The organism is Cupriavidus sp. HMR-1, assembly GCF_000319775.1.
Classification (GTDB): domain Bacteria; phylum Pseudomonadota; class Gammaproteobacteria; order Burkholderiales; family Burkholderiaceae; genus Cupriavidus; species Cupriavidus metallidurans.
The window spans coordinates 1-10,153 of the sequence record NZ_ANKP01000266.1 but is presented as its reverse complement, the minus strand read 5'-3'; the positions used below and the strand labels follow the sequence as shown (position 1 = coordinate 10,153).

Genomic DNA, 10,153 nt, shown 5'->3' with positions numbered 1-10,153 from the left:
AAAACGATTCTGGCGTCGTTGCGCGGCCTTGCCGTACCACTTGTACTGTCTGCGGCCGCGCGCCTAGCCAGAACCGCTTCGCTTCATTTTGATAGCGCCTCTAAGGAGACCATGATGACCAGCACCAGCACCAGCACCAGCACCAATGGTCCGCTGTTCCAGCCGTATTCGCTCGGCTCCCTCACGCTGCCCAACCGCATCGTGATGCCACCGATGACGCGCTCGCGCGCCAGCCAGCCCGGTGACGTGCCCAATGCGCTGATGGCCGAGTACTACGCGCAACGCGCCAGCGCCGGCCTGATCGTCAGCGAAGGCACGTGGATCTCGCCGCTCGGCAAGGGGTATGCGTGGACCCCCGGCATTCACACGCCGGAGCAGGTGGCCGGCTGGCGCAAGGTCACCACTGCCGTCCATCAGGCCGGCGGGCGCATCTTCGCGCAGCTTTGGCACGTTGGCCGCCTGAGCCATATCAGCCTGCTCGATGGCCATGCGCCGGTATCGTCGTCAGCCATCCAGGCGAAGGGCGTGAACGTGTTCGTCGCGCAAAGCGATGGCAAGCCCGGCTTCGCCCAGGCGTCGCAGCCACGCGCGCTGTCGGTGGCGGAAATCCACGCCATCGTCGACGACTTTCGCCAGGCCGCGCGCAATGCCATGGCGGCGGGCTTCGACGGTGTGGAGCTGCACGCAGCCAATGGCTATCTGGTCAACCAGTTCATCGACTCCGGCGCCAACGATCGCACCGATGAATACGGCGGTTCGCTGGAAAACCGGCTGCGTTTCCTGGGCGAGGTGGCACAGGCGCTGATCGAAGGCACGGGTGGCAAAGACCGCGTCGGGATCCGTCTGGCGCCGCTGACCACGCTGAATGGTTGCGTCGATGCCGATCCCGAGACCACCTATACCGCTGCGGCCAGGTTGCTCGGCGAGATCGGCGTGGGCTACATCCATATCGCGGAAGCCGACTGGGAGGATGCCCCGCATATGCCGACGGCCTTCAAGCAGCAACTGCGCAAGGTCTATCCGGGCACGCTGATCTACGCCGGCAAGTACACCGCGGCGCGCGCCCAGACCGCATTGAACGAAGGATGGACCGACCTGATCGCGTTTGGCCGCCCGTTCGTGGCCAACCCCGATCTGCCGGAGCGCCTGCGCACCGGCGCCACCCTCACCGTCCACGATCGCGACACGCTGTTCGGTGGCGACGCGCGTGGCCTGACCGACTATCCGCCACTTGTTGCCAAGGCGGCCTGAGCGTCGGTCAGGAGACGGAAGATGAAGGCGCTGGCAAGGATCGCGCTGGCCGCGACGCTGCCGGCGTTGACCTGACGGGAAATCGCCGACGCGCAGCACCCACCGCTCAGCTTCCGCCAAGCGCCTTGATTTCGCTTTCCTCGAACCCGGCTTCACGCAGTACCTCGGCCGTGTCGCGCCCCAGCGTCGGGGCGGGGCGGCGGATCGAGGTCGGCGTGCCCGCGAAGCGCGCTGTCGGCCGGATTTCCCGGATGGTGCCGACGACGGGATGCTTCGACTCCTGGAACAGACCGACGGCCTTCAGGTGCGGATGCTCGGGCAGCGCTTCGAGCGAGTAGATCGGCGTGGCGGGGATGTCGAGTTGCTCGCAGAGCTTCATCCACTGCGCCGTCGTGCGAAGTGGCGCCAACTCCCGCAGGTGGCTGTACAACGTCTTGATGTGCGCATTGCGGTCGGCGCGGCTGGCGATGTTGTAGCGTTCGCCCAGATCGTCGCGGTCCACCTCGTGGAAGAAGGCCTTCCAGTGCTTGTCCGTGTATGGCAGCAGGCTCATCCACCCATCCTTGGTGCGCACGGGCTTGCGGCCGCCTTCGAGCAGGCGCGCGTAGCCGGCCTTGGTCTTGGAGCCCGGATAGGTCAGGCCACCCATATGCTCGGTGAGCACGAACGCGGCCATCGTTTCCAGCATCGGCACCTCGACGTACTGGCCACGGCCATGCCGCTCGCGATGGAACAGCGCGCCCAGCACCGCGTTGGCCACTGCCAGACCTGTGGTCTTGTCGGCGATCAGGCTCGGCAGATAGTCGGGCTCGTCGGTGTTGATCGACGCGGCGCCGACGAATCCGCAGGCGGCCTGGATGATGTCGTCGAACGCGGGCTTCTCGCGATCCGGGCCATCCTGGCCGAAGCCGGTGGCGGCGCAGTAGACGATCTCGGGATTCAGTGCGCGCACAGCGTCATAGCCGAAACCCAGCCGCTCGATCGCCGAGACGCGCATGTTATGCACCAGCACGTCGACGGTTGGAATCAGGCGGCGCAATGCGGCGCGACCGGCCTCGGTCTTCAGGTCCAGCACGACCGAACGCTTGTTGCGGTTCAACGCCAGGAAGATCGAGCTCATGCCCGGCACCTCGACCACGCCGTTGGCGCGCATCAGGTCGCCTTCGGGCGATTCGATCTTGATGACGTCCGCACCCATGTCGGCCAGCACCTGGGTGCCCATCGGGCCCAGCACCACGGCGGACAGATCGAGCACGCGCACGCCGGACAGTGGTCCGGCATCTGTTTTGGTTGAAACGGTCACGTAGATTCGCTCCATTGAGTATCAGCGACGACGGAAGTTCGGCGGACGGCGTTCGGCCATGGCTGCCACGCCTTCGCGAAAATCCTCGGTCGGGAATTGGGTGAGCTGGATGGCCAGCTCCTTCTGGTTGGCGGCGTAGATCGCATCTGCCAGCCCCTCGCGCAGCGCGGCGCGCGTGCTTTCCACGGCGAGCGGGGCCGAGATTGCGATCTCGGTGGCCAGCGCATGGGCGCGGGCCAGAACCTGGTCGGCCGGCACGAGTTCGTCGGCCAGTCCGATGCGCGTGGCGGTCTCGCCATCAATGCGGCGTCCCGTGTATAGCAGCAGCGAAGCCTGCTGGACTCCGATCAGGCGGGGCAGGGTCAGGCTCAGGCCGAAGCCGGGGTGAAAACCAAGCCGGTTGAAGTTGACGCTGAACCGTGCCTCGGGGCAGGTGACGCGGAAGTCCGCCACGAGCGACAACCCTACGCCGGCGCCCACGGCCGCGCCGTGTACTGCGGCGACGATCGGCTTGCGCGTGCGGAAGAGCCGCATGGCCTGCTTGTAGAACGGGCTCGGGTCGCGGCTGACCGATGACGATGCTTGCTGGCCGGAGAAGTCCGCGCCGGCGCAGAAGGACTTGCCTTCGGCCGCCAGCACGATGGCGCGGCATTCGTCGTCGCCATCGAGTTGTTCGAGCGTGTCCGCCAGCAGGCCGACGAATGCTGGGTCGAGGTGGTTATGGGGCGGCCTGCGAATCAGGACCTGGACGACATGTCCGTCGCGCGTGACCTGAAGGGAATCCTGGCCGCTGGTAGAGGAGACGGTGGGGGAAGCGGTAGAGGAAGCGGTAGACGAAGCGTTAGGGGGCGTCATGTCGATGGGCTCGGTTCTGTGGAAAGGTTTCCCCGCCGGGCGGGGTTGAAATGCTGCATACTGCGTTATGCCTTATTCAATATGGATTTGAAGCGCAATAGCGATGAACGAATCTCGTTTTAGCGACACCCCAGGCACGGACGGCGCGGAGACGCCGGAAGGCCGCGACAGCAGACGACCGGCACTTGCCGAACTGCGCAAGAAAGACCTGAACCTGCTGGTGGTGCTGGCCGCCATGCTCGAGAGCAACAGCGTCAGCGAGGCCGCCAGGCGGCTGGACAGCACCCAGCCCTCGATGAGCCGGATGCTCGACCGGCTGCGCGATGATCTCGGCGATCCGCTGCTGATCAAGAGCGCGCACAAGATGCTGCCGACGCGCCGCGCTCAGGACATCCGCGGCGCGCTCGATGACGTGTTGCGTGCCATCGAAGGCGTCTACCAGCAGGGCAGCGACTACAACCCGGCGATGGAGACCGGCACGTACGTGATCGGTATCAACGATTCCCTGCAGGCGTTGATTGCCCCGGCGTTCCTGGCCAGCCTGCGCCAGGTGGCGCCGCGCGCGCGGGTCCGGATGCAGCCCGTGCCACAGCAGGGCGGCATTTCCGCGATGACCAGCGGGGCGATCGACCTGATGGTGGCGTTCTATCCGGTGGATATGGAATCGCTGCGTTCCGAGCTGCTGCTGACGACGCGCTTCGGCTGCCTGTCGGCCAGATCCAACCCGCATATCGGCGAGATCACCTCGGCGCGTGAACTGGCATCGCTCGACTGCCTCGACATCTCGCAGTTCGGCCTGATCACGCGGTTGCTCGACCGCTACTTCCAGTCGCATGGCCTGCATCGGCGGATCGTCGGCACACTGACCAGCTACCTGGCCGTGGCCGACGCGATTCACGACACCGAGATCTACGCGATGATTCCGGACTACCTCGCCAGACCGCTGTGCCGGCATCCCGGTATGCGCTTCTCGCCGATGGAGGACGAGGGCATGGCCGTGCCGATTCATCTGTGCTGGCACAACAACGTCCACTCGCACCCGTTCGTCACGGTGCTGCGGTCGCTGCTGGCATCCGCCGCGCGTCACGTTGCCGCCTAGGCAGTCGTCGGGTTCACGCATCGCTCACGCATCATTTACGCATCCGCTGGCCCATTACTCGGGCTTGATGCCGGCTGCCGCGGCAACCTTGCGGAACCGGGCCATCTCGCGTTCCTGGAACTGGCGCATTTCCTTCGGCGGGTAAGGCATGGGATCGCCGCCCTTGGTGGCCAGGAATGCGTCGGACTCCGGTGACTTGAGGGCTGTCTGCACGGCGGTGGCCAGCTTGTCGGTGATGTCGTCGGGCGTTCCCGCGCGGACGTAGAACGACACCCAACTGTACTGCGCGTAGTCCGGATAGCCGCTTTCCTTGATCGTCGGCACGTTCGGGAAGTCGCGATGCCGCGTCTCGCCGGTTACCGCCACCGCGCGGATCTTGCCTTCCTTGAGTAGCGTCATGGCGCCGCCCAGGTCGACCACGGCCATGTCGAGCTGCCCGCCGATGACATCGGTCATGATCTGGGCCTGCCCCTTGTACGGCACGTTGACGAACTGGACGCCGGCAAGGTTGGCGAACCACGCCGCCGCCAACTGGTAGCCCGCCGAGTACGTGCCGACTGCCAGCGGCTTGCCACGGTCTTTCGCGTGGGCAACCAGGTCGGCCACGGTCTTGATCGGCGACTTCTCCGGCACCAGGAACACGTTCATGTTCCGGCTCAGTCCCGACACCGGCTTGAGATCCTTCAGCGGGTCATAGGGCAGGTTCTTCATCACGATCGGATTGACCGACATTGGCGAGTTGCTGGCCAGCAGCACCGTGTAGCCATCCGCTGGCGCGTTCTTGAGCGCCTGGATGCCGATCAGGCCGTTAGCGCCGGGCCGATTCTCGACGACCACGGGCTGCCCCAGCGTGCGACCCATCTGCTCGCCGTAGTAGCGTGCCGACGTATCGGAGCCGCTGCCAGACGTGAATGGCACGATCACGCGAATCGGCCGCGTCGGGAATTCCTTGGCCGTTTCCGCATGGACCGATGCCGACAGCGTCAGCAGGCCAATCATCGCGAGAAGGACTCGACGCGTACTCATGCGGCCTCCGTCAGTCTTTCCCACAGCGTGTCGCCGCCGTGTTCGATTGCCATCTTGCCGAGCTTTGCGGCCCATTGCGCCTCGCTGCCGTACTCGGCGCGCCAGGACCACAGGCGCCGCGTGGCGTAGTGCAGCGAGTGCTCGCGCGTGAAGCCGATGGCGCCATGCACCTGGTGCGCGATCGCGGGTGCGCGGCCGGCGGCCAGACCACAGATGATCTTGGCGATCATGGCCTGCTGTGCCCAGTCCTTGCCCGACAACGCCGCGCAGGCGCTGGCCACGGCCATGCGCGAGGCGACCACTTCGTTGGCCAGTACCGCAAGCTGTTGCTGGATCGCCTGGAACTTGCCGATGGGCCGACCAAACTGGATGCGTTCGGTGGCGTATTGCACGGTCTGGTTCAGCACGCGTTCGAGCACGCCGGTGATCTGGATGGCGCGCATCAATGCGCCGAGCGCCGCCGGATCGTCGCATCCCTCCAGCGGCTGCTGCGTCGACGCGGCTGTTGCCACGGCGTCGACGAACGTGAGCCTGTCACGCGGTTCGCCAGCGATGTTGGCATCCTCGCGTACTGAAGCGTGCTTGGTCGACAGCAACAGCCAGGCGTTGGCGGCGCGCACCAGCACGTGTTGCGCGTGCCGGCCCCAGGGGACTTCCACTTCCGCGCTCAGCCGCCAGGTATCGCCATCCTGGCTCGCGGTCGGGGCCGTGGACAGATCGGCAAGGGCCAGCAGGCCCTGCGGCGCCTCGATGCCAAGACGGCTCAGCAGCCACGTGGCGGTGGCGGCATCGACAAACGGCAGCGGCGTGACCGTGCGGCCGGCGGCCAGCATCACCGGCAGCGCTTCCGTCCAGCTCGCGTTGGCGCCACCGGCTTCCTCGCTGGCAAGCACGTGCACCAGACCGCTCTTGTCCACCGCATTCCAGAGTGATTGTGGAAACTCGCCGCGCTCCATCGCTTCGGACTGTTCGAGCGTGACCTCGTTGCCGAACAGGCGCTCCGCGCTGTCGGTCAGCATTTGTTCGAGTTCGTTCATCGGATTCCCAGCCCTCGCGCAATGATTCCCCGCAGAATTTCACGCGTGCCGCCCCGCAGGGAGAACGAGGGCACACTCTGGGTCAGGTAGGCTTGCGTCGCGACGAACGGGGAGCCGGTGCGGCGCAGTTCATTGCCGAACAGCGCGTGGGCCACCTCAGGGATGCGCTGTTCGAACAGCGCGCCCATGTCCTTGACGTTGGCAGCGGCCAGTTGCGGATTCTCGCCACGATTGAGCATGGCCGCGATGCCGCGAGACATCTGGCGCAGATTGCTCAGTTCCGCGACGAGGTAGCCGATTTCCACCGCCTGGCGCGAGTCGGTCGCGTCCGCCGCATCCACCATCTCGGCCAGCAGCGCGTAGCTGCTCAGATAGCGTTCGGGGCCACTGCGCTCGAACGTGAGTTCCGCGGTGACCTGGGCCCAGCCATCGCCCTCGGTGCCGATCAGCATCTGGTCCGGCACGAAGACGTTGTCGAACACAACCTCGTTGAAGCCCTCGTGACCCGCGAGATTCTTGATCGGGCGCACCTGCAGGCCGCTCGATGTCATGTCGACCAGGAACTGCGACAGGCCCTTGTGCTTGTCGTCCGCGCCACGGTCGGTGCGCACCAGCGCGATCATGTATTGCGAATGATGCGCGTTGGAGGTCCAGAGCTTGGTGCCGTTGATGACCCATCCGCCATCCACGCGATCGCCACGTGTGCGGATCGACGCCAGGTCGGAACCGGAGTCCGGCTCGCTCATGCCGATGCAGAAGCGCACTTCGCCGCGCGTGATGCGCGGCACGATGTCCGCCGCCACGCTCTTGTCCGCGTAACGCATCAGCAGCGGGCCGCTCTGGCGCTCGGCAACCCAGTGGCCGCCAACGGGCGCGCCTGCCGCGAGCAGTTCCTCGAGCACCACGTAGCGCTCTAGCATCGAGCGTTCACCGCCGCCGTAAGACTTGGGCCACGTCATGCCGATCCAGCCACGCGCACCCAGCGCGCGGCTGAATTCGGGATCGTAGCCAGACCAGCTCTTGGCGCGCAGTTGGGGGGGCCGGTTGCCGAGGGTCTCCGCCAGGAATGCGCGGACTTCCTGGCGCAGCGGCGTCAGTGAGGCGTCGGGATCGGCTGGCCGTATCACGACCTTGCTGGCTATCTCCAACTCTGTCTCCTTGCGATTTTTGAGAGTGAGCCGAGGTTAGCAGTGGCCTTCTAGACGCGCCTATCGCAGCCGTGAGATAACGGAAATTCACCGCGCATGCGGCAGTGCAGCGTAACGGTGTGCCATGCCGACGTGCGCATAACGAATATGCCTCCGTGTGCATTGCGACATGCAGCACGCTTCCCTTACGCTTCTTCTTTCATGATGAAAGCGGGTGGCACGTATCACCCGAAGAAGGAGACTGTAGATATGCGGCGTTTGCTTCTCGCCTGTCTGATTGCCACGCTCGGGGTCTCCGGGCTGGCACACGCCAACGCGAATAATTACCCCAGAAAGCCCGTCAAGATCGTGGTGTCGTTCCCGCCTGGCACGGGCTCGGACAGCAGCGCGCGGTTCCTGGCCCAGAAACTCGAGGCGCGTTTCGGCCAGCCTTTCGTGGTGGAAAATCGCCCGGGTGCCAACAGCTTCATCGCCGCGCAGGCGGTGGCGAAGGCGGACCCGGATGGCTACACGTTGTTTGTGGCGAGCAATTCGCCGATGGCGACCAACGTGGTCCAGTTCAAGACGTTGCCCTATGACCCGGTACGCGATTTCGCGCCCGTGGCGCGGCTCTACTACGGGGCGATGATCCTGTCGGTACGCGCCGATTCGCCCTACAAGACCGTGGCAGATCTGGTGGCCGCCGCCAAGGCGAAGCCAGGCAAGCTCAGCTATGGCTCGGGTTCCGCGTCGTATCAGATCGCCACCGAGCTGTTCATGAAGCAGGCCGGTATCACTGCCGTGGCGATTCCGTACAAGGGCGCTGCCCCGGCTGTCGCGGATCTCGCCGGTGGCCAGGTGGACTTTGCGATGTCTGACTACCTTGCCGCTTCCGCGCTGTCGCAGGCCGGCAAGACGCGCATCATCGCCGTGGGCGGCGACAAGCGGCTGCCGCTGGAGCCCAATGTGCCGACGCTGCAGGAACTTGGATACAAGGACTACTACATGGTGAATTGGGTGGCGCTGTTCGCGCCGGCGAAGACGCCGCCCGCGATCGTCAAGAAACTCAGCGACGCCACGGTCGAGATCATCAGCAGCAAGGAAGCGGCGGAGTTCGTGGGCCGCACCAGCGGCCAGATCATCGCGGGTGGTTCGGAGGCGCTGCGGAAATACCAGCTCGATGAAATCGAGCGCTGGACGAAGGCCGCGGAGATGGCGGGTATTCCGAAGGAGTGACTCGGAGAAGCGGAAGGTGACGCTGCGAGCCTAGGACCCTGCTACGGGGCCACCTTCCGCCATCCCGCCCCCGGATCGAAGGTCCGGATCTCCTTGGCCTTGACCGCGCTATCGGCGCCAAGGTCACGCTCGTAGACCTGGCCATCGTGGCTGACCATGAAGCTCATGACGCCGGTGTCCTGATAACGCGCCGGCCATGCCAGCACGGCAAAACCGCCGAACAGATTGCCGTTGACCAGGTAGCTGTAGGCCCCGCCCGGGGCGTTGGGGCCTTGCGCGTCCAGCAGCTTGTAGTGATATCCGTAATAGCCATCCTTGCTGGCATGGCTCGTTCCCGCGCCGCGAAACGCAGCGCCTAGCGGGCTCTGTGGCTCGCCGGGCGCGGAGGCCCAGTAGAGGCCGTCCTGCTTGCCGGGCGTGCTCGACAGCTTCGATGCGTACACAAGCGTCTTGCTGCCGTCGTGCGGTGTCAGCGCGTATTCGGCCTGTGCGTCGGTGATCGCCAGCATGGTCTGGATGACGGCCAGCTCGTTGCGGCCCACCCTGCGCACCCGCATTTCCTCCACGCCGGCCAGCGTGTCGAACTGCCAGCCCTTGCTGCCCTTCACCAGCGGAATGGGGAAGGTCCAGCCGTCGTCTCCCACGTCGATATAGGCGCGATTCTCTTTCTGATCGACAGCGTGGGACTTGCCCCAGGCTGTCAGGAACTGGCTGCGGACCTCGGCGCCCACCGGCGGAATGATGTCGCGGAACTTGCCGCCGAACAGTTTCTGCAGCGTGGGCTCGTCGTCGTTGATGACGGCGTTGCCGAAGGTGGTCATCGCGGCCTCGGGCGTGGCAAAGACCTCGTTGGCGTGCGCCGCGGGTGTCAGGCTCGCGGCTGCACCCAGCAGCAGCGTGCACAGCGTGCGGCGAAGTGTTGCGCGGATTGGCGTCGTCAGTGTCATGGTTGCCCCCGCTTATCGACGTCCACCGCCGCCGCGGCCGCCACCGAAGCCGCCACCGAAGCCGCCACCGCCGCGCGCACCGCCCGAATATCCGCCGCCGCCGCGATTGAAGCCCGAGGACTGCATGCTGGAACTGCCGCGATTGGTGTTGTTCTGCGTGCCGGCGCCGTTGCCGACGCCCTGGAAGCCGTTGTCCCGCCCGCCGAATCCCGCGCTGTAGCGGTCGGCGGCTTGTGCGCGGTCGGCGGTGCCGGCCCGATTGCCGGACGCCG

9 protein-coding genes and 1 pseudogene are annotated in these 10,153 nt (G+C 65.7%); 3 read left to right on the top strand and 7 right to left on the bottom strand.

The annotated features are described in order from the left end of the window. Positions 1 to 114: 114 nt before the first annotated feature. A complete protein-coding gene (locus D769_RS29055) occupies positions 115 to 1,251 on the top strand; it encodes an alkene reductase (protein ID WP_152415107.1) in 1,137 nt (378 codons plus the stop codon). Between the two features lie 106 nt (positions 1,252 to 1,357). On the opposite strand, the gene D769_RS29050 is transcribed toward D769_RS29055, so the two are convergent. Continuing rightward, positions 1,358 to 2,569, bottom strand: coding sequence for a CoA transferase (locus D769_RS29050; protein ID WP_008652112.1), 1,212 nt, complete (start codon positions 2,567 to 2,569; stop codon positions 1,358 to 1,360). 6 nt (positions 2,570 to 2,575) lie between these two features. Beyond that, entirely contained in the window at positions 2,576 to 3,409 is an 834-nt protein-coding gene (locus tag D769_RS29045; protein WP_008652111.1) for an enoyl-CoA hydratase/isomerase family protein, read from the bottom strand. A gap of 103 nt (positions 3,410 to 3,512) precedes the next feature. On the opposite strand from D769_RS29045, the gene D769_RS29040 reads away from it, so the two are divergent. Further along, a complete protein-coding gene (locus D769_RS29040) occupies positions 3,513 to 4,508 on the top strand; it encodes a LysR family transcriptional regulator (RefSeq protein WP_008652110.1) in 996 nt (331 codons plus the stop codon). A gap of 54 nt (positions 4,509 to 4,562) precedes the next feature. Here the strand turns inward: D769_RS29040 and D769_RS29035 are convergent, their stop codons facing one another. Genes D769_RS29035 through D769_RS29025 form a run of 3 tightly spaced genes read right to left on the bottom strand, consistent with a single transcriptional unit; the run spans position 4,563 to position 7,719 of the window. Continuing rightward, a complete protein-coding gene (locus D769_RS29035) occupies positions 4,563 to 5,534 on the bottom strand; it encodes a tripartite tricarboxylate transporter substrate binding protein (RefSeq protein WP_035881006.1) in 972 nt (323 codons plus the stop codon). Then, positions 5,531 to 6,571 carry an acyl-CoA dehydrogenase family protein gene (locus tag D769_RS29030; protein ID WP_008652106.1) on the bottom strand — a complete coding sequence of 347 codons (1,041 nt, stop codon included), beginning with the start codon at positions 6,569 to 6,571 and terminating at the stop codon, positions 5,531 to 5,533. Before D769_RS29030 ends, D769_RS29035 begins: the two co-directional genes overlap by 4 nt. After that, positions 6,568 to 7,719 (bottom strand): acyl-CoA dehydrogenase family protein, encoded by a 1,152-nt coding sequence (locus D769_RS29025; protein WP_008652105.1) that lies wholly within the window; start codon positions 7,717 to 7,719, stop codon positions 6,568 to 6,570. Before D769_RS29025 ends, D769_RS29030 begins: the two co-directional genes overlap by 4 nt. Before the next feature lie 249 nt (positions 7,720 to 7,968). Here D769_RS29025 and D769_RS29020 point away from each other — a divergent pair, with 249 nt between their 5' ends. Further along, complete coding sequence (locus D769_RS29020; protein WP_008652104.1) at positions 7,969 to 8,934, top strand: tripartite tricarboxylate transporter substrate binding protein; 966 nt, start codon at positions 7,969 to 7,971, stop codon at positions 8,932 to 8,934. Positions 8,935 to 8,975: 41 nt separating this feature from the next. On the opposite strand, the gene D769_RS29015 is transcribed toward D769_RS29020, so the two are convergent. Next, positions 8,976 to 9,881 carry a DUF2950 domain-containing protein gene (locus tag D769_RS29015; protein WP_008652102.1) on the bottom strand — a complete coding sequence of 302 codons (906 nt, stop codon included), beginning with the start codon at positions 9,879 to 9,881 and terminating at the stop codon, positions 8,976 to 8,978. Between the two features lie 12 nt (positions 9,882 to 9,893). Then, positions 9,894 to 10,153, bottom strand: a pseudogene (locus D769_RS32490) (DUF3300 domain-containing protein); the annotation flags it as partial.